Below are 21,747 nucleotides of genomic sequence, written 5' to 3'. Positions count from 1 at the left end.
TGATCAGGAGAAGTGCCCGGGTCCCCTCCGCAGCCCGGAATCCCCGGCGCTGCAATCCTTTTGCCGCATCATCCCTACGTGACGGGTACGTGATCGAGGCGCCCCCATGACCACCGACACCACCGAAAAGGGACTGGAAGCCCTGATCGTGCGGGCCATGACCGGCCGCACCGACGTGCTCGTGCCCACACACGCCGCCACCGAAACCAGCGTGCCGGTGGCTGGTGGCACCGGGTGGCTGCTGGGAGATCCCACCCATTACGACCGCGACTACTGCATCGATCTCGTGCAGCTGCGCGGCTTCCTGATGGCCACCCAGCCCGATGCCCTCGATTCCCTGGCGCTGGAGGTCGATGGACCCACCCGCCGCAAGTTCCTGGCGCGACTGCAGGGTGAAATCTCCAGGCGCGGCACGATCGACGTGCTGCGCCACGGCCTCAAGCACGGGCCCCATCACCTCGATCTCTTCTGCGGCACGCCTTCACCAGGGAACCCCACAGCGATCGAGCGCTTCGCCGCCAACCGCTTCAGCGTGACCCGCCAGCTCCGCTATAGCCGCGATGAAACCCAGCGAGCTCTGGACCTGGGCCTGTTCATCAATGGCCTGTCGGTGGCCACCTTTGAACTCAAGAACAGCCTCACCAAGCAGACGGTTGCTGACGCCGTGAAGCAATACCAGCTCGACCGTGACCCTCGGGAGAAGCTCTTCGAATTCGGCCGCTGCGTGGCCCATTTCGCCGTGGACGATCACGAGGTGCGCTTCTGCACCCAGCTCAAAGGCAAGGCCTCCTGGTTTCTGCCTTTCAACCAGGGTTGGAACGATGGTGCTGGCAACCCCCCGAACCCGGACGGCCTCAAGACTGCGTATCTCTGGAAGCAGATCCTCACCCGAGAGGGCCTAACCGACATCCTGGAGAACTACGCCCAGGTGGTCGAGACCAAAGACGAGAAGACAGGCAGGAAGAAGGCCGTGCAGATCTGGCCACGTTTCCACCAGCTCGATGTGGTGCGTCGCCTGCTCGCTGATGCCGCTGAGCACGGCGCCGGCCGCCGCTATCTGATCCAGCACTCCGCCGGTAGCGGGAAGAGCAACTCGATCGCCTGGTTGGCCCACCAGCTGATCGGCCTTGAGCGCAACAACACCGCCGTTTTCGATTCGATCCTGGTGGTCACTGACCGCCGCATCCTCGATCAGCAGATCCGCGACACCATCAGGCAGTTCGCCCAGGTGGGTGCCACGGTTGGACATGCCGATAAAGCCGGGGATCTGCGTGGCTTTATCGCCGAAGGCAAGAAGATCATCATCACCACGGTTCAGAAGTTTCCATACATCCTTGACGAAATCGGCAATGAGCAGCGCGGCCGCAGCTTTGCAATCGTGATCGACGAAGCCCATTCCAGCCAGGGCGGACGCACTTCGGCGGCCCTCTCCCTGGCCCTCTCCAGCACTGGGGCGGAGGAAGCAGAGGAGTCCACTGAAGACAAGATCAATCGGCTGATGGGGGCCAAGAAGCTGCTGCCCAATGCCAGCTATTTCGCCTTCACGGCCACACCCAAGAACAAGACCCTGGAGATCTTCGGGCATCCCGACCCCCAGGCCGATGGAACCGTGCACCACCTTCCGTTCCACAGCTACACGATGAAGCAGGCCATTCAGGAGGGCTTCATCCTCGATGTGCTGCGCCACTATACACCGGTGGAGAGCTACTACAAGCTCATCAAAAAGGTGGAGAGTGATCCCGAGTTCGACAGCAAGCGCGCCAAGAAGAAGCTCCGCCGCTACGTGGAGAGCCATGAGCATGCGATCCAGCTCAAGGCGGAGATCATGGTGGATCACTTCCACGAGCAGGTGCTTTCCCTAAGCAAGATTGGCGGCGAGGCCCGATCCATGGTGGTGACCAGCGGCATCGAACGGGCCATCCAGTATTTCCATGCCTTTCGTAGCTATCTCAGCGAGCGGAAAAGCCGATACCTGCCCATCGTCGCCTTCTCCGGCGAGCACGAGTACGGTGGCACCAAAGTCACCGAAGCCTCCCTCAACGGGTTTCCATCGAGCCAGATCGCCGACAAGATCCAGGAAGATCCCTATCGCTTTCTGATCTGTGCCGACAAATTCCAGACCGGCTACGACGAACCCCTGCTGCACACGATGTATGTCGACAAAGTGCTGTCGGGTATCAAGGCGGTGCAAACCTTGTCACGGCTGAACCGCGCCCACCCCAAGAAGCATGACGTCTTCGTGCTCGACTTCATGAACGACGTCGACACCATTCAGCAGGCTTTCGCTGACTACTACCGCACCACGATCCTCGCCGAGGAGACCGATCCCAACAAGCTCCACGATCTGAAAGCCGCTCTCGATGGCTATCAGGTCTACGATCAGCCGCAGGTTGACGAATTGGTGGAACTGTATCTAGGGGGTGCGGATCGCGATCAACTCGATCCCATCCTTGATGCCTGCGTGGCGGCCTACCGAGAGCAGCTTGACGAAGATGGCCAGGTGGAGTTCAAGGGCAAGGCCAAGGCCTTCACCCGCACCTACGGCTTCCTCTCATCGATTCTCCCCTACACCAACGCCGATTGGGAGAAGCTCTCGATCCTGCTGAACTTCCTCATCTCCAAGCTTCCGGCTCCGATTGAGGAAGACCTCTCAGCGGGCATTCTGGAAGCGATCGACATGGATAGTTACCGCGTGGAGAAACAGGCGGCCGTAAGGATTCAACTGCCCGACGAGGACGCCGAGATCGAACCGGTTCCCGCCGCTGGCGGCGGGCGCAGACCCGAACCTGAGCTCGATCGACTTTCGAACATCCTCAAGGTGTTCAATGACCAGTTCGGCAACATCGAGTGGACCGACGAGGATCGAGTCAACCGCTTGATCACCGAAGACATCCCCAGGCGCGTTTCAGCGGACCCGGCCTACCAGAATGCCCGCCAGAATTCCGACAAGCAGAATGCGCGAATCGAACATGACAAGGCACTGACCCGTGTGATGACGGATGTGCTCAAAGACGATATGGAACTCTTCAAGCAATTCATGGACAACGAGTCGTTCCGCCATTGGATGGCGGATACGGTCTTTGGGCTCACCTATGAATAGGGACAGACAATCATCGGCTATCTCTGCATTCTATGTCTTATAACATGGTAGGGGAATTTCTTGCAGTTCCGAGGGAGTCTGATCTGCGTTAAAATCTGATCGTTAAACAATCAGCTGCAGCGGACGGGATTTACAGACTCCCATCTCAGTGAAAGATCCTCTCCAGCCGCTGAGCTCGAGCGATGACTTCCCCAGCTGGTTCTCTGCACCGGAGTTGAAGGCCGTTGTACGGGATTTCGGCCACACCGTGGTGATCGAGAGCAGCGGCATCGGTGCCCTGGTGGGCTCCATCAAGCTGGCCCAGGCCCGCTCGAACTCCTTCTGACAGAGCATTTCGAATGCGCTGCGGCGAAAGAACCCGGTGATGGGACAACGCGCCAGCCGCTGGCGCAGCTCGATTTCCCGGCTCACCTGTTCGGAGAAGAGCTGGAGCCAGTGCAGCTGCCGTGGGCTGAACTGGCGGGGTGCCCGATCGATCACACAGAGGGTGCCAAGGGCTTGCCCGTCCTGAGGCCTGAGCTGGGCGCCGGCATAGAAGCGGATCTTCGGCTCAGACACCACCAGCGGATTGGTGTTGAAGCGGGGGTCGTCCAGGGCGTCAGGCACCACCAGCGTCGAGCACTGGGTGATCGCGTGGGCGCAGAACGCCATGGACCGGGGTGTCTGGGAGGCCTCGAGACCCACTCTGGACAGAAACCACTGACGCTCCCGATCCACCAGCGAGATCAGGGCGATCGGTGTGTCCAGGGTCTCGGAGGCCAGGGTGGTGATGCGGTCGAGGTCCGCGTCCGATTCGGTGTCGAGCAGCAGGGTCCTCTCCAGCGACCGCAGCCGCTCTTCCTCATCGGCGGGAGTCGGATAGTCGGGGAAGGGGGTCATGGTCTCCAGAGAGAGCAAGGACTCTCCGGGGCGCCAGCCCATTGTTTCCTCTGCATCCTCTGAATCGCAGTCCTGGCCATCACGGTCCTGTCGAGACCGCGATGGTTAGCCTAGGTCTGAAGAGCTTGTGACCCAACGCCCGGCCGTGCCTTTCCGCTTCACAATCCCGCTGGCGACCCTGCTGCTCGGTGGCAGCCTGCTGTCACCGGCCGGTGCCCTGGCAGAGGTGCAGCCCCTTGTCTCCGCTCCACGGCCGTGGCATCCGCCGATCGAGCTCCCCCACACCCCGGCCCTTCAACCACAGCCGACCCAGCAGCCACCGGCACAGACCCAGACACCAGCGCAGGCCGGTTCCAGCGCCACTCTGGCAATCGCGTCCCCGGGTCCTGAGCGCAGCCTGGTGCTCCACCGCAGCAAGCGGCAGGTGGTGGTGATCGAGGATGGCCGAGAGCTGCGCCGTTTCCCGGTGGCCGTGGGCATGCCCGGCTGGGAAACGCCTCTTGGCCGCTTCCAGGTGATCGAGATGGCGCCCGATCCGGTCTGGAAGCACCCGGTGAGCGGCAAGCTCTACCCCCCCGGTCCGAACAACCCCCTGGGTAGCCGCTGGATCGGCTTCCACCGCGACTGCGCCGGCAAGCGCGGGTTCAACGGTCAGCAGCACCTGGAGGTGAAGGGCTGCGTCACCGCCGGCTTCCACGGCACACCCCAGCGCGAGACCGTCGGCCGGGCGGTCTCCCACGGCTGCGTGCGCATGTACGACGAGAACGTGCGTGACCTCTTTGAACTGGTGCGCATGGGCACTGTGGTGACCGTGCTGCCCTGAAGGGGTCACCCGGGGCAGCAAACGTAGAGTTCGGCCCTCCCCTGCGTTCTCCCCATGCGCGTGTTGTTCGCCGCCGCCGAGTGCGCCCCGATGATCAAGGTGGGGGGCATGGGCGATGTGGTGGGGTCCCTGCCGCCGGCGGTGGCGGCCCTCGGCCACGACGTGCGCACGATCATGCCGGGCTACGGCAAGCTCTGGAGTCGCCTGGAGATCCCCACCGAACCCGTCTGGCGCGGCCGGGCGATGGGCAACGACTTCGCCGTCTATGAAACCAGGCATCCCAGCCATGGATTGCCGCTCTACCTGATCGGTCATCCGGTGTTCGATCCGGAACGCATCTACGGCGGAGAAGATGAGGATTGGCGCTTCACGTTCTTTGCCAACGCCGCCGCCGAATTCGCCTGGAACCACTGGAAGCCGGAGGTCTTTCACTGCCATGACTGGCACACCGGGATGATCCCGGTCTGGATGCACCAGGACCCGGAGATCAGCACGGTCTTCACCATCCACAACCTCGAATACCAGGGACCCTGGCGCTGGAAACTCGAGCGCATGACCTGGATTCCCTGGTACATGCAGGGGGATCACACGATGGCCGCCGCACTGCTCTATGCCGACCGGGTCAACGCCGTCTCTCCCACCTATGCCCAGGAGATCCGCACGCCCGAATACGGCGAACGCCTCGATGGCCTGCTGAATTACATCAGCGGAAAATTGCGCGGCATCCTCAACGGCATCGACACCGAAGCCTGGAACCCCGCCACCGACAGCCTGCTGCCCGCCTGCTACAGCGCCACCGACATGGCTCCGAGGGCCACCAACAAGCGGGTGCTGCAGGAGCGCATGGGGCTGGGGGTCAACGCCGACACCTATCTGATGGGGATGGTGAGCCGACTGGTGGATCAGAAGGGTGTGGATCTGCTGCTGCAGGTGGCCGACCGGGTCCTGGCCTATTCCGACAGCCAGATCGTGGTGCTGGGAACAGGCGACCGCCACTATGAATCGGGCCTCTGGCAGATGGCCGCCCGTCATCCCGGCCGCTTCTCCGTGTTCCTCACCTACGACGATGCCCTGGCGCGGTTGATCTATGCCGGCGCCGATGCCTTCCTGATGCCCAGCCGCTTCGAGCCCTGCGGCATCAGTCAGATGCTGGCGATGCGCTATGGCTGCATCCCGATCGTGCGCAAGGTGGGCGGCCTGGTCGACACCGTCCAGCCCCATGTGCCCGCCGACCACAGCGGCACCGGCTTCTGCTTCGATCGCTATGAGCCCGTCGACTTCTACACCGCGATCGTGCGCTCCTGGGAGGCCTACCGCCACAGCCACAGCTGGCGGGAGCTGCAGCTACGCGCCATGGCGGTGGACCACAGCTGGACCCGTTCAGCGCTCGAGTACGACGCCATGTACCGCGACGTGCGCGGAGTCAAGCAGCCCACCCCCTCGGCCGCCGATGTGGAGCAGTTCTCCCTTGGTCAGGAGGCCGACCCCAGCCTCGTCCAGGCCGAGGCTGCGGCCCAACCCACCAGGCCGGAAGGCGGCGGTGGCCCCCGCAATCCCCTCTCCGCCCTTCTGCGCCGCGGCCAGGGCTGAGCATGGAGCGCTCGGGCTCCGAGCTGCCCGTCGTCTACGAAAGTCCCTGGCGGGCCCTGGGGAGGGATCTGCGTGCGGTGGCCGCCAGCTGCGTGCTGGCCCTGAGGAGGCTGTGGCGCCGCCAGTGGCAGGGGGATCTGCCCACACCCCCGTTCTGGCCCGGGCGTCAGGCCACCCTCTTCTGGCCCGCTCTGCTGCTGCTGATCCTGGTCCTGCTGGTCCTGACCGGAGGACTGGCCGTTCGGCAGCTGCACCCGGCCGGTGTCGAGAGCCCCGTGGAGCGGGGTGGCTCAGGAGCCTCGCCAACGGTTGCAGCGCCTCCGCGGCCCACGGATCCAGCCCTTGACCCGCTGCAGACTCCGGTGGACGCCCCCGCAGATCTGCCGGAACCCACGGAACTTCCGGAACCCCCGGAACCCCTGGACGCGACGGCGGCTCCGGGCGCCGGCAGCGTTCCGATCCAGCTGCCGCAGGGCTTCCGTGACGACTCGGGCCTGGTGCTGGCGGCTCCCAACGGCGGCGGGGCGGCGCTGCTGAACCTGCGGATCTCCGAGGCCTTCCAGGGCCTGCCCGAGCAAGAACGGCAACGGCTGGCGCAGCAGTGGTGGCAGCAGGCCCTTGGCCTCGGCTACGAGCACCTGCGCCTGCTCGACCCCGACGGCGGCGAGCTGGGGCGGGACGCCGTCGTGGGCGGCGGCATGATTCTGCTCGATTGATCCGATGCGGGCGGACGCGATGCAGCTGGCGAACCTGGTGGAGCTGTGGGGCCCGCCGATCGAAGCGGCCGCCGCCGATCCGGCGGCCCGCTTCAGCCGGATCGGCACCGACAGCCGTGAGCTGGAACCCGGCTGCCTGTTCGTGCCGCTGGTGGGCGAGCGCTTCGATGGCCACCGCTTCCTGGCGGCGGCCCTGGAGCAGGGGGCGCTGGGCGCCCTGGCCCAGCGGGACCGTCTCAGCGCCGGGCAGGCCGAGGACCTGGTGCGCTCCAGCGGCGGCCGGATCTGGCTGGTGGATGACACCCAGGCGGCTTACCAGGAGCTGGGACGTCTGTGGCGCCGCCAGGGCAGCGCGCCGGTGATCGCCGTGACCGGCTCGGCCGGCAAGACCACCACCCGCGAGCTGATCAGGGCCGTGCTCTCCCCCCTCGGGCCGGTGCTTGCCAGCGTGGGTAACGAGAACAACGACATCGGCGTACCGCTCACCCTGCTCAAGGCCGGCGCTGAGCATCGGGCCGTGGTGGTGGAGATGGGCATGCGCGGACTGGGGGAGATCGAGCGGCTCAGCCGCTGCGCCGAACCCGACATCACCGTGATCACCAACATCGGCACGGCCCACATCGGCCGGCTGGGCAGCCGCGAGGCCATCGCCACCGCCAAGTGCGAGATCGTGACAGCCCTGCGCCCCGATGGGCTGGTGGTGATCCCTGCCGGTGACCCCCTGCTCGAGGCCAGCCTCGCCGCCGTCTGGAGCGGGCGGGTGATGCGCGTCGCCCTCCACGACGACCCCGCGGGCCCTCAGCCGGCCCAGCTGCTGGGCCGCCTTCAGGCCGGCGCCGACGGCGGCCGCTTGCTCTGGGGGGAGGCGGAGCCTGGGGCCAGCGAGCACAGCACCGGGCTGCCGTTGCCGGGCCGCCACAACGCCCGCAACCTGCTGCTGGCCCTGGCCGTGGCCCGTGAACTGGGGGTGGATCCGCTGCAGCTGCGCCAGCTGGAGGTGACCCTGCCGGGAGGACGCAGCCGGCGGATCCGCCTCGGGGAGATCGAGGTGCTCGACGAGACCTACAACGCCTCCCCCGAAGCGATGCTGGCCGCACTGGATCTGCTCGGAGCCCAGCCAGGCCGCCGTTTCGCGGCACTCGGCACCATGCTCGAGCTGGGGGAGCAGAGCACCGAGCTGCACCGCCGGGTGGGCGAGCGGGCCAGAGCCCTCGGTCTCGATGGTCTGGTGATCGTGGCGGGTGGCGCCGAAGGGGAGGCCCTGCTGGCGGGGGCCGCCGGTCTGCCGCGCCTGCAACGGCTCGACTCACCCGCTGAAGCCGCCCAGACGCTGCTGGACTGGCTGGAGCCGGGCGACCACCTGCTGCTCAAAGCCAGCCGGGGGGTGGCCCTGGAGCGCCTGCTGCCGCTGCTGGAGCGAGGGCTCAGCCCTGCGGCGGGCTCCAGTCGGCCTTGATCAGCTGACGGGCGCGGCCCAGGGCCAGGGCACCGGCCGGCACGTCGCGAGTGAGGGTGGAGCCAGCCCCCACGGTGACGCCGGCACCCAGCACGATCGGTGCCACCAGCACCGAGTTGGCGCCGGTCTTGCTGCCGGCGCCGATCACGGTGCGGTGCTTGCGCACGCCGTCGAAGTTGGCGGTGATCGTTCCCGCCCCCACGTTCACCCCGGTCCCCAGATCGGCATCGCCGAGATAGCTGAGGTGGTTGGCCTTGCAGCCTGCGGCCAGATGGCTGTTCTTGACCTCCACGAAATTGCCGATGCGGCAGCCGCTCTCCAGCCGCGCACCCGCGCGGAGCTGGGCGAAGGGACCCACCACGCAGCCCCCGGCCACGCTCGCATCGCGGAGCACGGAGTAGAGCACTTCCACCCCGTCCTCGAGCTGACTGTCCTCGATCAGGCAACCGGGCCCGATGCGGCAGCCGCTGCCGATGCTGGTATTGCCCCGGAAATGGCACTGGGGCTCCACCAGCACATCCCGGCCGAAACGGGTGCCCTCACTGAGGGTGCAGCTGGCCGGGTCCATGAAACTCACACCTTCCGCCATCCAGTGGCAGCGGAGCCGATCCTGCAGGGCCAGCTCACACTGGGCGAGCTGCAGTCGGTCGTTGATGCCGGCGATCTCGGCGGGGTCCTCCACCTCCACATGCACGGCGGGGCGGAGCATCGCCACGGTGTCGGTGAGGTAGAGCTCCCCCTGGTCGTTGTCGGTGCTCAGCTTCGGCAGCACCGCCGCCAGGGCACGCCAGTCGAAGCAGTAGATGCCGGCATTGGTGAGGTCATGGCGGCGCTGCTCCTCGCTGCAGTCGCGGTGCTCCACGATCGCGTCCACCTGGCCGTGGTCATCGGTGAACACCCGGCCGTAGCCACTGGGATCAGCCAGCCGGGCGGTGAGCAGGCTCACCGCCGCCCCGCTCGCCCGGTGCCGCTCCAGCAGGGCCTCCAGGGTGGCGGGCCGCAGCAGGGGCACATCCCCATTGAGCACCAGCAGCTCCCCCTCGAAGTCGGCCAGAGGATCCAGCAGCTGCTGCACGGCATGGCCCGTGCCGTTCTGGGGCTGCTGCAGCACGAACTCCAGTCCCTCCAGGCCGGCCAGGACGGAGCGCACGCGTTCGGCCTGGTGGCCCACGATCAAAACCTGCCGCTGGGGTTCGAGGTGGCGGCAGCTGGCCAGCACCCGCTCCACCAGGGTGACGCCTGCCAGGGACTGCAGCACCTTGGGCAGATCGCTCTTCATCCGGGTGCCCTTTCCAGCGGCCAGCACGGCAACGGCGAGCATCGGCGGATCAAGGCATCTGGCGTCGGAATCTACCGGCCTCGTCCGTCAAGACCCCAGCGCCGCCGCCAGGCACCCGACGGCTCCGTCCCGCTGAGAGCCTGGGCCCTCTGGCGATCAGCCAGGATCCGGGAGGCCTCGGCGTTGCCTCCCGGGTCGCGGTAGGGCTCTCCGGCCCGGCTGGCCAGATGCTCCTGCTCCATCAGCGAGAGGGGCCGCCACCAGGGCGAGGACGCCTCCAGCGTCCGGGCCGCCACGGTGCCCAGGCTCCAGGCCTGAGCGGCCCCGGCAGCCGAGGTCCCAGCGGCTTCGGACCGCAGCGCCGCCAGCTGGAGGCCGGCCGCCGCCAGGCTGCGGCGGGGGGCGGCGGCCGAGCAATAGGTGAGCAGACGCCCCTGGGGGGCCAGCAGCGCGGCCAGTGCGGCCAGAAACTCCTGGCTCCAGAGCTGGGGGCAATGGCGCGGTGAGAAGGCATCGAGCATCACCAGATCGCAGCGCCCCGCGGCCTGCGCCGTCACCCACCTGATCTGCTCTCGTGCATCACCCCAGCGCAGGTCTCCCCGCCCGTGGGGGCTGATCCAGCGACCGGTGTCCCTCAGCTGCCGGAGCAGATCCAGCCCGAGCGCGGGCTGCCACTGCCGGCGGAAGGACGGCTCCGCCAGGGCCAGAGCCAGGGGGGCCGGATCGATCTCCAGGCCGAACCAGTGCAGACGCAACCCCAGGGGGGCCGCCAGCTCGAGCAGGACGGCGCTGTTGGTGCCCAGCCCCACACAGACATCCACCACCCGGAGCTCCGTCCCGGCGCTGAAGCGTTCCAGCTGGGCCGGATCCGCATAGGTGCGCCGCGCCTCCAGCAGGGCGCCACTGCGGCAGTGAAATCCTTCAGCGAACTCGGCGCTGTGCAGGCTGAAACTGCCGTCATCGGTGAGGCGGGGACTGAGGTGGGCCGCCACGGGAGCCCCGGGCTTCACCCCGCGGGACCGGAGGGACCGGTCTGCAGACGCGCCAGATCCTCCCAGAAGCCTGGATAGGACACCGCCGCCGCCTCGCTGCGGTGCAGCCGGGTGGTGCCGCCGGCCACCTGGGCGGCCACCCCCAGGCTCATGGCCACCCGGTGGTCGGTTTCGCTGTCGACCTCGGCGCCATGGAGGGGACGGCCACCCTCGATGACCAGGCCGTCGGCGGTTTCCTCCAGTGCTGCCCCCATCGCCCCGAGCTGGCGCGCCATCACCGCCAGCCGGTCCGTTTCCTTCACGCGCAGTTCCCCGGCATCACGGATGCGGCTCACCCCCTCGGCGCAGCAGGCCGCCACCGCCAGGATCGGGATCTCATCCACCAGCAGGGGGATCAGGTCGCCACCGATCTCGAAGGCCTTCAGCGGACCATGGCTGACACGCACGTCCCCCACCGGCTCACCGGCCACATCGCGGGGATTGAGCACCTCCAGCCGGGCTTCCATCTGCTGAAGCACCTGGAGGAGACCGGTGCGGGTCGGGTTGAGACCCACGTTCTCCACGGTGATCTCGGCTCCGGGGGTGATGGCGGCGGCCACCAGCCAGAAGGCCGCCGAACTGATGTCACCGGGCACCACCACCGGCAGACCCCTCAGGGTGGACCCGGGATGGAGACAGATCATGCGCCCCATGTCACCACCCACCTCCAGTTCGGCACCGAAGGCGCTGAGCATGCGCTCGCTGTGATCGCGGGAGCGGGCCGGCTCGATCACGGTTGTGGACCCGCTGGCCGTGAGGGCCGCCAGCAGCAGGGCTGATTTCACCTGGGCCGAGGCCACGGGTGTGCCGATCACCGCGCCGTGAAGCTGGCTGCCTTCGATCGCCAGCGGAGCGAGATTGCCGCCCGCCCGTCCGCGGATCTGCGCGCCCATGCCGGCCAGGGGCTGGCCGACCCGGGCCATCGGCCGCCGGCGCAGGGAGGCATCGCCATTGAGCACGAAATGGCGGCCCGTGCGGCCCGCCAGCAGCCCCAGCATCAGGCGCATGGTGGTGCCGGAATTGCCGCAGTCGAGCACGTCCTCGGGCTCCCGCAGGCCATCGAGGCCGACTCCCTGCACCAGCACCGCTTCACCGGCCCTGATCGGGCTGATGGTGACCCCCATGGCCCTCAGGCAGGCGGCGGTGCTGAGGGGATCCTCGGCGGGAAGCAGCCCCTCGATGCGGGTCTCGCCTTCGGCGATGGCGCCGAAAAGCAGGGCCCGGTGGGAAATCGACTTGTCGCCCGGCACCCGCACCCTTCCCCGCAGGCTGCGCTCCAGGCCAGCCCCGGCGCTGGAGCCCAGGATCAGGGGGCTGCCGGGAGCGGGGGCGACGGCCATGCGACGGAGGGGCGGAGCGAAGGGGGAATCGGGGGAGCCTAGGCCTGAGCTTCCGCCGGAAACGCCGGCGACTGGGAGCCGTTGAGGCGATCCCCGGCATCGCCCAGGCCGGGAACGATGCGGAAGGCCTCATCCAGCTCGGGATCGATACAGGCCGTGTACACCTTCAGATCCGGGAAACGCCTGCCGAGGGCCGCGAGTCCGGGACTGGCCGCCAGGGCCGTGATCACCCGCAACCGCTGCCCCGTCACACCCCGGGCCTCCAGGCGCTCCAGCACCTGGATCAGGCTGCCGCCGGTGGCGAGCATCGGATCGAAGACCATCACTCCGACCCGCTCGCCGATCCGCTGCGGCAGTGTGTCGAGGTAGCAACTGGCCTCGCCCGTGTGCTCATCCCGCACCAGGCCCATGTGGGCCACCCGGGCTGAGGGCAACACCGCCTGGGCTCCGGCCCACAGCCCCAGTCCGGCCCGCAGCACCGGCACCGCCAGCACGGGCACCGACGGATCCACCACCATCCCCTCGGTGACGGCCAGGGGAGTCTGCACCTGCAGGGATCTCTGGGGCAGCCAGTCGCGCACGGCCTCGTAGGTGAGCCAGCGCCCCAGCTCGGCCATGGCGGTGGCGAACAGCGGCGAGGGGGTGTTCCGGTCCCGCAGCAGCGTGAGCCAGTGGGCGATCAGGGGATGGGGTGGAACGACCACCCGCAGCGACATGCTCATGTGCCATAGCTTGAGCCGTCACGCTACGTGCGCCGTGCCGTCTGCTCTTCGGGTGTCCGGGCCCCTCGCCTCCTGCCGGCAGCGCGTTCACAGGCGCTGGTGGTCGCTGCTGGCGGGGCTGATCCTGCTGATCGGCAGCTCGCTGCTCGTGGGTGTGGGCAGCGCCGCGGCGATCACCGCGCCGGAGCTGCGGGGTCAGCGCGCCCTGCAGGATCTGCAGCCCGATATGCACGGGCGTGACCTGCGCCAGCAGGAGTTCCTCAAGGCGTCGATGAGCGGCTACGACCTCAGCGGCAGCGATCTGCGCGGGGCGGTGTTCAACTCCAGTGATCTCACCAACTCCAACCTGAGCGCGGCCGACCTCGAAGACGTCGTGGCCTTCGCCACCCGCTTCGATGGGGCTGACCTGAGTGGTGCTGTGCTGCGCAACGCCATGCTCATGCAGAGCCGCTTCACCGGTGCCCGGATCGATGGAGCCGATTTCAGCGACGCCGTGCTGGATCTCTCCCAGGTCAAGGCCCTCTGCTCCCGCGCCGATGGCGTCAACCCGAGCACCGGGGTGTCCACGGTCGAAAGCCTGGGCTGCCGGTAGCATTCGGGTCCGGTTCCGGTGGTGAGCAGCCACCGGGGGCAAGGGGGAAAGTCCGGTGTGAGTCCGGCGCTGTCCCGCAGCTGTGAAGCCCGTGCTCCGGTCAGCAGCCGCCGCACGAGCCAGTCAGAACACCCGCCGGTTCTCCCTCTCGTGCCGGCGCGGACCGGAATTCCAGACCATGACCTTCCTGTCCAGGGATCCGGCCCGGCTGCGTCAGCCGGCACGGCCCACCAGTCCCGCTTCCCGATCAGGCCACACCAGCGCTCACGAGCCCACCAGCGCCAGGCCCATCCCCAGGAGTCTGATCAGCCTGGTGGGGCTGGCGCCCCTGCTGCTGCTCTCGCTGCTGGCTGCACCCGCCTCGGCCCACCACCTGATGGAGGCCTTCGGACTGAAGGAAGGTGGCCTGGCCGGTTTCCTCAGCGGCCTGGGGCATCCCCTGCTCGGCCCTGACCATCTCCTCTTTCTGCTCAGCCTCGGCCTTGTGGGGCTGCAACAGCCTTTGCGCTGGGTGATCGCCCTGCTGGCGATCGGACTGGGCTCCACTGCCCTCGGCCTGGTGCTGCCGCTGCCGCCCGGCAGTGAACTGCTGGTGGCCCTCTCGCTCGTGGCCACCGGTCTGGTGGTGCTGGGCCGCTGGCCCCGCTGGATCCTCCTGCCCGCCATCGCCCTGCACGGCAGTGTCCTGAGCCAGCCGGTGCTGGGCTGGTCGATCTCGGCCCAGGTTCTGTATCTGGCGGGCCTGCTGATCAGCCAGGGGGCCCTGCTGATCACGGCCGTCACCCTGGTCCGCTCCTGGGCCCGGGGGCTTCAGGCCGCCAACCTGCGGCTGGTGGCCGGGATGCTGATCGGCATCGGCGCCACGTTCGCCTGGACCCAGCTGGTGCCCTGACGATGGCGATCCCTACCGCGGTCCCGCCGGCCCCGCTCCCCGGCCGGCGGCTGCCGGTCACCGTCGTGACCGGCTTTCTCGGCGCCGGCAAGACCACGCTGCTGCGCCAGCTGCTGCTCCACAGTGGACAGCGTCTGGCGGTGCTGGTGAATGAGTTCGGCGAGGTGGGCATTGATGGAGCCCTGCTGCGCAGCTGCGGCTTCTGCCCCGACGACGAGCTCGACGGCCGGCTGGTGGAGCTGGCCAACGGCTGCCTCTGCTGCACCGTCCAGGACGAGTTCCTGCCCACCATGCAGATCCTGCTGGCCCAGGCCGATCGCCTCGACGGCATCGTGGTCGAGACCAGCGGTCTGGCCCTGCCCGAGCCGCTGGTGCAGGCCTTTCAGTGGCCCGAGATCCGCACCCGCACCCGCGTCAATGGCGTGGTGGCGGTGGTCGATGGCGAAGCCCTGGCTCAGGGCAGTGTGGTGGGCGATCCGGCGGCCCTGGAGCGCCAGCGGGCGGCCGACCCCAGCCTCGACCACCTCAGTGACCTTGAGGACCTCTTCCGCGATCAGCTGGCGGCGGCGGACCTGGTGCTGATGAGCCGGGCCGATCGGCTCGAGGCCTCCCGCAGCGAGGCCGTTCAGCGGCAGCTGACTCCGCTCTGCCGTCCAGGAGTGCAGGTGCTGCCGATGGTGCGCGGAGAGGTGTCCGCGGAGCTCATGCTCGGCCTGCAGCGCCTGGAGCCGGCCCTCCACGGGCACGACCCGGATCACGACGGTGATCACGACCATCACCACGACCACAGTCATGTGCCGATGCAGTCACTGGCGCTGCAGCTGCCCGGGGAGTTCGAGCGGCAGGCGCTGGAACGCCTTCTGAGCGAGCAGATCGTGGAGCAGGGGATCCTGCGACTCAAGGGCTGGCTGCGTCAGAGCGGCAAGCCGAGGCCCCTGCAGATCCAGGCGGTCGGTCCGCGGCTCGACTGCTGGTACGACCGTCAGAGCGTCGCTGCCACCGGCGGTGAACGCCCGGGCCTGGAGCTGGTGGTGCTGGGGCTGCACCTGGACCGGGGGCGGCTGGAGCAAGCCCTGGGCGGCGCGGCCCTCAGCCCCAGGGTCTGAAGCGACCCTCAATCCAGCGGGAAGGAGCCCTTGGCGCAGACACCGTCCCAGCAGAGGGCATGGTCGTCCTGCCAGCGGCTGCTCACCGGCTGCCAGGGGCCGCTGGAGCGACGCATCTCGACCGTGCCGCGACCGTCATGGCGGAAAACGACCCGCAGCCCCTCGAGGTCGATCTGCCAGCGCTCCCCCACCGCCTCCACCGTCATCACGCAGGGGTGCCAGGGGCCATTCTCCAGACGGCATTCCAGCTTGTAGGCCGGCGGCTCAGCCCCCAGCGCCGGCCGCGGGACCATGCCCAGCCCCAAGACCACGGCCGCCGCCAGGGTCAACGCCAGGGGTGGGGCTTGCATGGCCTTGGTCTCCTCCGTCTCACCCTTTCAAGCTGGAGCGGCGCGAAGCGGAGGGGGAACATGGGCTGTCAAGATTTAACAAACGCCCCGGCTGCCTGGTGCCACGCTTTCACGCCCGTGTGCTGATCTCTCTGAGGCCCTCGGTTCTCGATCCAGCCGGAGAGGCCACCCGAGCCGCCTCCATCCGCCTGGGGGTGGAGGGGGTGGATCGCCTGCGCATCGGCAAGGCGGTGGACCTGGAGATCGAAGCAGCGGATGCCGACACGGCCCGCTCCCGGGTGGAGTTGCTCAGCGACCGGCTGCTGGCCAATCCCGTGATCGAGAACTGGGAACTGGAGCTCAGCGAGATCCCCGCCGACGGGGCGGGTCAGCCGGCATGACGATCGGTGTGGTGGTCTTCCCCGGCTCCAACTGCGACCGGGACGTGGGCTGGGCGGCCGAAGGCTGCCTGGGACTTCCGACCCGCTTCCTCTGGCACGAGGATCGTGGTCTGAGCGGGCTGGATGCGGTGGTGCTGCCCGGAGGCTTCAGTTACGGCGATTACCTCCGCTGCGGCGCCATCGCCCGCTTCGCTCCGGTGCTGGAGGACGTGGCGGACTACGCCGCGAGGGGCGGCCCGGTGCTGGGCATCTGCAACGGCTTCCAGGTGCTCACCGAACTGGGCCTGCTCCCCGGTGCCCTCACCCGCAACAGCCGTCTGCACTTCCTCTGTGAACCCACGGCCCTCTCGGTCCGTCCCGGCAGCTGCCGCTGGCTCTCCGGCTATGGGGAGGGCGAAGTCATCACCCTGCCGATCGCCCATGGCGAAGGTCGCTACCAGTGCGAGCCGGCGACTCTCGAGGCCATGGAACAGGCCGGCCAGGTGGTTCTGCGCTACCAGAACAATCCCAACGGTTCCGTGGGCGATGTGGCCGGTCTGTGCAACGCCGCCGGCAACGTGCTCGGACTGATGCCCCACCCGGAGCGGGCCTGCGATCCCCGACTCGGCGGGATCGACGGTCAGCGCCTGTTCGCCAGCCTGCTGAGCTGATCCGTTCGCTTCAGGCCGGCAGCAACAAAGGGGGCCGATGGCCCCCCAGGAATGATCCGCCGCTGAAGCGGCGCCGATCGATCAGTTGACCGCGGCGAAGAACTCCTTGCTGCCGACGGGGTCAGGATTCATGGTCTTCTCGCCCGGTGTCCAGTTGGCGGGGCAGACCTCATCGGGGTTGGCCTTGACATGCTGGAAGGCCTGAAGGACCCTCAGCGTCTCTTCGACGTTGCGGCCCACGGCCAGGTTGTTGATGGTGGCGTGCTGAATCACACCGTCGGGATCGATGATGAACAGACCGCGCAGGGCCACACCGGCATCTTCATCGAGAACGTTGTAGGCAGAAGCGATCTCCTTCTTGAGGTCGGCCACCAGGGGATAGGCGATGTCCCCGAGGCCACCCTGCTTCCGATCGGTCTGGACCCAGGCCAGGTGCGAGAACTGGCTGTCCACCGACACACCCAGCACCTCGGTGTTGCGGCTGGTGAAATCGGCGTAGCGGTCGCTGAACGCGGTGATTTCCGTGGGGCAGACGAAGGTGAAATCGAGGGGATAGAAGAAGAGCACCACGTACTTGCCGCGGTACTGGGAGAGGGTGACTGTCTGGAACTCCTGATCCACGACAGCGGTGGCGGTGAATTCAGGGGCCTTCAGACCGACGAGCCGGGACATGCTTGAAAAGGGGTGACGAAGGGAAGGGCAGGGCAGGGCAGGGAACTCAGTCCGAACTCGGACCGACTACCACTTGCGACCGCAACAATTTATCACGGAACTCTGGCAGGAGCTGCTCCTACGATGGATCTGGCGACGACGGCACCTGCCCCGCCCCCATCCACAGCCTTCACCTGATGTCCTGGGACCCTGTCCTGCTTCGCAAGTACAACAACACCGGTCACTTCCGCCTGCTCAACCAGCTGCGCAGCGAGCTGAAAACCAGCCCCCTCAACCGGGAGGAGCCCGGCGCCGAGGACGGGGGCGGCCGCTCACGCACCGGCACCCTGGTGCGTGCCGTGGATGTGCGGCCCCAGCTCTACGGCCGTGCCAGACGCTATGCGGGGCCGGCCCCGGCGCCCAATCTGCCCCCCGCCCCGGGCCCTGAAGGGGGCTCGTCCTCCGCCAGTTTCCGCGAGCGCCTCAACGCCATCGAGATGCGCTGAGCTCAGCCTGATCCAGATCGCTGCACGTGCGCTGGCACGTGCAGCCTGGGAAGAACCCGAAATCGCTCGTCAGGAGCGTGACAACGGTCGGAAGGACGGCGTCACCGAGTTGGACGCCAAGAATGGCTCGGGGGAGACTTGAACTCCCGACCTTGGGGTTATGAATCCCACGCTCTAACCAGCTGAGCTACCGAGCCCGGTTGTAAGGACTTTAAACGATCGACCTCCCTCATCCCTGGCAGGACGAGGGAGGTGGCAAAGATGGAGATCAGGCTCTGCCGGGGAGGAATTGAAGCGGATTCGTGGCACCACGTCCAGGGGGGTGGATCTCGAAATGAAGATGGGGACCGGTGCTGCGACCGGTGCTGCCCATTTCCGAGATCTGGGTGCCCTGGGCCACCTGCTGGCCCACCCGCACCAGCACACGGCTGTTGTGTCCGTAGAGCGACTTGCTGCCGTCAGGGTGCTGGATCTCCACCAGGTAGCCGTAACCCCCGTCGTGCCAGCCGGCGTAGGTCACCTGACCGCCCTGAGCCGCCACGATCGGCGTTCCCACGTTGCTGGCGATGTCGATCCCCTTGTGCATCCGTCCCCAGCGCCAGCCGTAGCCCGAGCTGAACACGCCGCGGGCCGGCCAGATCCAGCCACTGCCGATCTGGTTGGGATCCGTGCGCGGCTCACCCGGACGGTTGAAGCCAGGGAGGTCGGGCCAGCTGAGTCCGCCGCTGCCCACCGGCTTGAGACCCAGCACCATGCGCGAGCGGGACGCTCCGGCCTTGGAGACGCGGATCTGACTTCCTTCAACCAGACGGGCCGCTTCGAGGCCGGGGTTGAGCCGCAGCAGATCCTGAATGCTGAGCCTGTAGCGCTGGGCGAGCTTCACCAGGTTGTCGCCGAAGCGCACCACACCGGTGGACTCCAGAGGGGGCGGCTCGCTCAGGGGAGCCGAGCGCCGCAGCTCGCTGGTGTCGAGGGAGGCGAGCTGCTTGGCCGTCGAAGCTTTGGAGGAAGGCAGAACCACCCAGTCGCCGCGGCTGAAGCCGTGGTCTTCATTGACGTCGTTGAGCTTGGCCAGAGGGGTTTCCTGAACCCGCAGCTGGCTGGCCAGCTCCTCGAGACTGATGTCGTCGCGAACGCGCACCCAGAGCTTGTCGGTGAACGAGCTGGGCAGGGAGGCGAGCAGCTGGGGTTGGCCTGCTGGCGGCAGCGCCGCCGTCGCAGGGTCGAAATCGAGGCGCTCGGGCATCGTTTCGAAACCGGGCCGACGCGCGTCGGCGATGCCAGGGATGGCGCCGACAGCCACGAGGGAGAGAACCGGCATGGTTCCCAGGAGCGGCAGGATCAGATGCGAAGGCTTCATGCAGAAATTCACCCGTCGGACAAGGCCCGGTGGAGAAGCCACCATCCCCGAGCCGCGCCGAGGGTAGCGGCATGAACCATCGGGCACAAGCCTCTGGGGCCAGCCCCTGGATCGTCATGGACGATCCAGGAAGCGGCTGATCGCTCAGACCCCTGTCTCCAGCTGGCGCAGGGCCTCGAACAGCACCACGGCCACCGAGACGGAGAGATTGAGGCTGCGCACCCCGCCGCCATGGCGAACGGAGCCGGGCATGGGGATCGTCAGCCGCCGGTCGGCCTGCTCCAGCAGCTCCGGCGGCAGACCGTCGCTCTCCCGGCCGAAGAGCAGCCAGTCGTCGCTGCGGTAACGGCAATGCTGGTAGGGCTGATCGGCCTGGCTGCTCAACGCCAGCAGCCGTCCTCCCCGCCGCCGCTGCTCCGCGCGCAGGGCCTCGACGCCGGGATGGACGTGCAACGGCACCCAGGGCCAGTAGTCGAGACCGGCCCGCTTGAGCTGGCGGTCGTCGAGGCTGAACCCCAGCGGTTCGATCAGGTGGAGCTCCGCCCCGGTGGCGGCGCAGGTGCGGGCCACATTGCCGGTGTTGGGCGGAATCTGCGGCTGATACAGCACCACCCGGGGAAGGGCGCTCAACGGTCCGGCACCGCCTGGCTCAGGGCGTGCAGATCCAGAGCGCGACCCTGGATCACCAGCCAGCTGGCCCGGGCCAGGGGCTGGAGCCGTTGTTGCAGGCCGCCCAGCCGGTCCCGGAAACGGCCGCCGATCGCGGTGGGAGGCACCACACCCCAGCCGGTCTCCTCCGTCACGATCAGCAGGGGGGCGCAGCAGCTCACCAGTGCCTCCAGCAGGCCCAGCTGCCGTTGCTCCCAGGCCTCGGCCTCGAGATCGAGATGATGAGCCAGCCAGGTGCCGAGGGAATCGATCAGCACCTGGTGATCCGCCGGTGCACGACCCAGGGCCGACTCCAGCTCCCCTTCCACCTCCCAGGTGATCCAGTGCCCGGGTCGGCGTCGCCGGTGCAGCTGCAGGCGCTGCTGCCAGGCGGGATCATCCGCAGCCAGGGCTCCTGTGGCGACGTAGAGCACCGGACGGCCGCTGCCGGCCGCCAGATGCTCGGCCCAGCGGCTCTTGCCACTGCGGCTGGGGCCACTCACCAGAGTCAGTCCGGCCCCGGCAGGCTGCTCAACCACCGCCATTCATGTTGCGGAGAGTGGCCACAGAGGATGGCGAAACACGGTTGAGATAGCGGAAGATCCAATACTTGAAAATCGTCGCAAGAATCACTGGAAACGTGGCGATGAACAGAAGAATAAAGTTCTCTCGCTGCGGCAGACCAAAGTGGTTGGCCACACCATCAAGCAGAACAGTCCACCCCTCTGGGCTATGAAACCCCACAAAGATATCGGTGAATAGAATGATAGAAAAGGCCTTGGCACTGTCGCTCAGCCCATAGACAAGTTCATCGAGGAACCCTCGCAGAACACGGATTTCCTCCTGGCCGAAGACACAGACCAGAGCGAAACCCAGCAAGGCGAACACATCGGAAATCACGTTCTTGATGGCACGAGTGCTCTGACTGTCCGCCTCCTGCTTGAGCTCCTCGGCCCGGAGCGCCAGGGCCTGGTGCAGCTCCTCGTTGGTGGGCAGCACCGAGCCCTTGAGCAGGGCGGCAAACTCGATCTCCTCCTTGTAGATGCGCAGCTTCTCCACGGCCACCTCCTCCAGCTGTGGCTTGGTGTAACTCAGAAAAGGCACATCGGGCGCGAAGCGATCCACCAGGGGGGAGATCACGAAGGAACGGCTGGCCTGCTGCATCAGCAGGGGAACCAGCACGAGCAGCAGCAGGATGCGCAGGGACACCAGCGTGGTGTCGCGCCGGCGCCTGAAACCCGCCACCACGGTGGCCTCGGCCTGAGGATCCAGCTGCTGGCGAACCCGCTCCACGGCACCCACCAGGCTGCGGGGAAGCAGGTCCGGTCTGCGGCTGAGGCTGATCGTGTCCTGTCGCGAGCTGTAGCGGGCTTCGACGGACTCGACCAGCTGCAGCTGACGCTGCTGCTGGGAATCCAGTTCATGGCGGCGGGGCTGGAGCTCCTCGAGGCTTTCGCGGCAGACCTGCAGGGCCGCCCGGAACCGGCGCAGCATCTGGTTGCGCACCTGGGGGGGCACGCTCAGGTCCAGATCGGTGCGGACGGGACGATCGGCGAAGAACTCGATCTCGATGCTCTGGATCAGCAGTGCAGCTTCATAGGCACTCTCCAGCCGGTGAACAAGATCGCTGCTGCGCGCCTTGCCGAACGTACCCATCCAGTCGCGCAGGGCCATCG

22 protein-coding genes, 1 tRNA gene and 1 riboswitch are annotated in these 21,747 nt (G+C 67.5%); of the genes, 11 read left to right on the top strand and 12 right to left on the bottom strand.

Annotation, left to right across the window (positions count from 1 at the left end; translation table 11 throughout):
• Window positions 1-157: 157 nt before the first annotated feature.
• Window positions 158-3,100 (top strand): type I restriction endonuclease subunit R, encoded by a 2,943-nt coding sequence (locus tag I1E95_RS14345; RefSeq protein ID WP_231594662.1) that lies wholly within the window; start codon window positions 158-160, stop codon window positions 3,098-3,100.
• Window positions 3,101-3,202: 102 nt separating this feature from the next.
• On the opposite strand, the gene I1E95_RS14340 is transcribed toward I1E95_RS14345, so the two are convergent.
• Window positions 3,203-3,979, bottom strand: a complete 777-nt coding sequence (locus tag I1E95_RS14340) for a GAF domain-containing protein (protein ID WP_197163349.1) — start codon at window positions 3,977-3,979, stop codon at window positions 3,203-3,205.
• Window positions 3,980-4,106: 127 nt separating this feature from the next.
• Between I1E95_RS14340 and I1E95_RS14335 the strand changes: the two genes are divergently transcribed.
• The 4 genes from I1E95_RS14335 to murF are packed head-to-tail and all read left to right on the top strand — an operon-like array spanning window position 4,107 to window position 8,564.
• Window positions 4,107-4,802 (top strand): L,D-transpeptidase, encoded by a 696-nt coding sequence (locus I1E95_RS14335; RefSeq protein WP_231594661.1) that lies wholly within the window; start codon window positions 4,107-4,109, stop codon window positions 4,800-4,802.
• A gap of 54 nt (window positions 4,803-4,856) precedes the next feature.
• Complete coding sequence (gene glgA, locus I1E95_RS14330) at window positions 4,857-6,392, top strand: glycogen synthase GlgA (RefSeq protein ID WP_197163347.1); 1,536 nt, start codon at window positions 4,857-4,859, stop codon at window positions 6,390-6,392.
• 2 nt (window positions 6,393-6,394) lie between these two features.
• Window positions 6,395-7,108 (top strand): hypothetical protein, encoded by a 714-nt coding sequence (locus tag I1E95_RS14325; RefSeq protein ID WP_197163345.1) that lies wholly within the window; start codon window positions 6,395-6,397, stop codon window positions 7,106-7,108.
• 4 nt (window positions 7,109-7,112) lie between these two features.
• Window positions 7,113-8,564 carry a UDP-N-acetylmuramoyl-tripeptide--D-alanyl-D-alanine ligase gene (gene murF, locus I1E95_RS14320; RefSeq protein ID WP_231594660.1) on the top strand — a complete coding sequence of 484 codons (1,452 nt, stop codon included), beginning with the start codon at window positions 7,113-7,115 and terminating at the stop codon, window positions 8,562-8,564.
• Here the strand turns inward: murF and glmU are convergent.
• The 4 genes from glmU to upp are packed head-to-tail and all read right to left on the bottom strand — an operon-like array spanning window position 8,533 to window position 12,936.
• Window positions 8,533-9,885, bottom strand: a complete 1,353-nt coding sequence (glmU, locus tag I1E95_RS14315) for a bifunctional UDP-N-acetylglucosamine diphosphorylase/glucosamine-1-phosphate N-acetyltransferase GlmU (protein WP_197163341.1) — start codon at window positions 9,883-9,885, stop codon at window positions 8,533-8,535. The two genes, murF and glmU, sit on opposite strands and share 32 nt — an antisense overlap.
• Window positions 9,886-9,914: 29 nt before the next feature.
• The gene (locus I1E95_RS14310) at window positions 9,915-10,835 is read right to left on the bottom strand and encodes an MnmC family methyltransferase (protein WP_231594659.1); all 921 of its coding nucleotides are present in this window, start codon (window positions 10,833-10,835) and stop codon (window positions 9,915-9,917) included.
• Between the two features lie 14 nt (window positions 10,836-10,849).
• The gene (gene aroA / locus I1E95_RS14305; RefSeq protein ID WP_231594658.1) at window positions 10,850-12,214 is read right to left on the bottom strand and encodes a 3-phosphoshikimate 1-carboxyvinyltransferase; all 1,365 of its coding nucleotides are present in this window, start codon (window positions 12,212-12,214) and stop codon (window positions 10,850-10,852) included.
• A 38-nt stretch (window positions 12,215-12,252) separates the two neighbouring features.
• Entirely contained in the window at window positions 12,253-12,936 is a 684-nt protein-coding gene (gene upp / locus I1E95_RS14300; RefSeq protein WP_197163337.1) for a uracil phosphoribosyltransferase, read from the bottom strand.
• 130 nt (window positions 12,937-13,066) lie between these two features.
• Between upp and I1E95_RS14295 the strand changes: the two genes are divergently transcribed.
• The 3 genes from I1E95_RS14295 to cobW all read left to right on the top strand — a co-directional run bounded on the left by I1E95_RS14295 (window position 13,067) and on the right by cobW (window position 15,526).
• Window positions 13,067-13,528 carry a pentapeptide repeat-containing protein gene (locus tag I1E95_RS14295; RefSeq protein WP_231594997.1) on the top strand — a complete coding sequence of 154 codons (462 nt, stop codon included), beginning with the start codon at window positions 13,067-13,069 and terminating at the stop codon, window positions 13,526-13,528.
• Window positions 13,522-13,683, top strand: a riboswitch (cobalamin riboswitch). (Overlaps the previous gene by 7 nt.)
• 23 nt (window positions 13,684-13,706) lie before the next feature.
• On the top strand, window positions 13,707-14,420 hold the full coding sequence (locus I1E95_RS14290; RefSeq protein WP_231594657.1) for a HupE/UreJ family protein: 714 nt from the start codon (window positions 13,707-13,709) through the stop codon (window positions 14,418-14,420).
• Window positions 14,421-14,422: 2 nt separating this feature from the next.
• Complete coding sequence (gene cobW, locus I1E95_RS14285) at window positions 14,423-15,526, top strand: cobalamin biosynthesis protein CobW (protein ID WP_197163335.1); 1,104 nt, start codon at window positions 14,423-14,425, stop codon at window positions 15,524-15,526.
• Window positions 15,527-15,534: 8 nt separating this feature from the next.
• Here cobW and I1E95_RS14280 read toward each other — a convergent pair whose 3' ends face one another.
• The gene (locus I1E95_RS14280) at window positions 15,535-15,876 is read right to left on the bottom strand and encodes a hypothetical protein (protein ID WP_197163333.1); all 342 of its coding nucleotides are present in this window, start codon (window positions 15,874-15,876) and stop codon (window positions 15,535-15,537) included.
• Between the two features lie 98 nt (window positions 15,877-15,974).
• Here I1E95_RS14280 and purS point away from each other — a divergent pair, with 98 nt between their 5' ends.
• Window positions 15,975-16,256, top strand: a complete 282-nt coding sequence (gene purS / locus I1E95_RS14275) for a phosphoribosylformylglycinamidine synthase subunit PurS (RefSeq protein WP_197163331.1) — start codon at window positions 15,975-15,977, stop codon at window positions 16,254-16,256.
• Window positions 16,253-16,906 carry a phosphoribosylformylglycinamidine synthase subunit PurQ gene (gene purQ, locus I1E95_RS14270; protein WP_197163324.1) on the top strand — a complete coding sequence of 218 codons (654 nt, stop codon included), beginning with the start codon at window positions 16,253-16,255 and terminating at the stop codon, window positions 16,904-16,906. Before purS ends, purQ begins: the two co-directional genes overlap by 4 nt.
• Before the next feature lie 81 nt (window positions 16,907-16,987).
• Here purQ and I1E95_RS14265 read toward each other — a convergent pair whose 3' ends face one another.
• Entirely contained in the window at window positions 16,988-17,578 is a 591-nt protein-coding gene (locus I1E95_RS14265; protein WP_197163322.1) for a peroxiredoxin, read from the bottom strand.
• Window positions 17,579-17,754: 176 nt separating this feature from the next.
• Here I1E95_RS14265 and I1E95_RS14260 point away from each other — a divergent pair, with 176 nt between their 5' ends.
• Entirely contained in the window at window positions 17,755-18,063 is a 309-nt protein-coding gene (locus tag I1E95_RS14260; protein ID WP_197163320.1) for a hypothetical protein, read from the top strand.
• A gap of 123 nt (window positions 18,064-18,186) precedes the next feature.
• On the opposite strand, the gene I1E95_RS14255 is transcribed toward I1E95_RS14260, so the two are convergent.
• From I1E95_RS14255 to pxcA, 5 genes are all read right to left on the bottom strand, one after another.
• Window positions 18,187-18,260 (bottom strand) — tRNA-Met (locus tag I1E95_RS14255).
• A 71-nt stretch (window positions 18,261-18,331) separates the two neighbouring features.
• Window positions 18,332-19,384: a peptidoglycan DD-metalloendopeptidase family protein gene (locus I1E95_RS14250; RefSeq protein ID WP_370594553.1), complete on the bottom strand. Its 1,053-nt coding sequence runs from the start codon at window positions 19,382-19,384 to the stop codon at window positions 18,332-18,334.
• Between the two features lie 183 nt (window positions 19,385-19,567).
• On the bottom strand, window positions 19,568-20,053 hold the full coding sequence (locus tag I1E95_RS14245; RefSeq protein WP_197163317.1) for a tRNA (cytidine(34)-2'-O)-methyltransferase: 486 nt from the start codon (window positions 20,051-20,053) through the stop codon (window positions 19,568-19,570).
• Entirely contained in the window at window positions 20,050-20,616 is a 567-nt protein-coding gene (gene cobU / locus I1E95_RS14240; protein ID WP_197163315.1) for a bifunctional adenosylcobinamide kinase/adenosylcobinamide-phosphate guanylyltransferase, read from the bottom strand. Before cobU ends, I1E95_RS14245 begins: the two co-directional genes overlap by 4 nt.
• Window positions 20,603-21,745, bottom strand: a complete 1,143-nt coding sequence (pxcA, locus tag I1E95_RS14235; RefSeq protein WP_197163313.1) for a proton extrusion protein PcxA — start codon at window positions 21,743-21,745, stop codon at window positions 20,603-20,605. Before pxcA ends, cobU begins: the two co-directional genes overlap by 14 nt.
• Between the last annotated feature and the right edge of the window lie 2 nt (window positions 21,746-21,747).

Origin of the sequence: Synechococcus sp. CBW1107 (assembly GCF_015841355.1) — a bacterium.
Taxonomy (GTDB): Bacteria; Cyanobacteriota; Cyanobacteriia; order PCC-6307; family Cyanobiaceae; genus Regnicoccus_A.
This window is presented reverse-complemented; position numbering and strand designations above follow the sequence as displayed.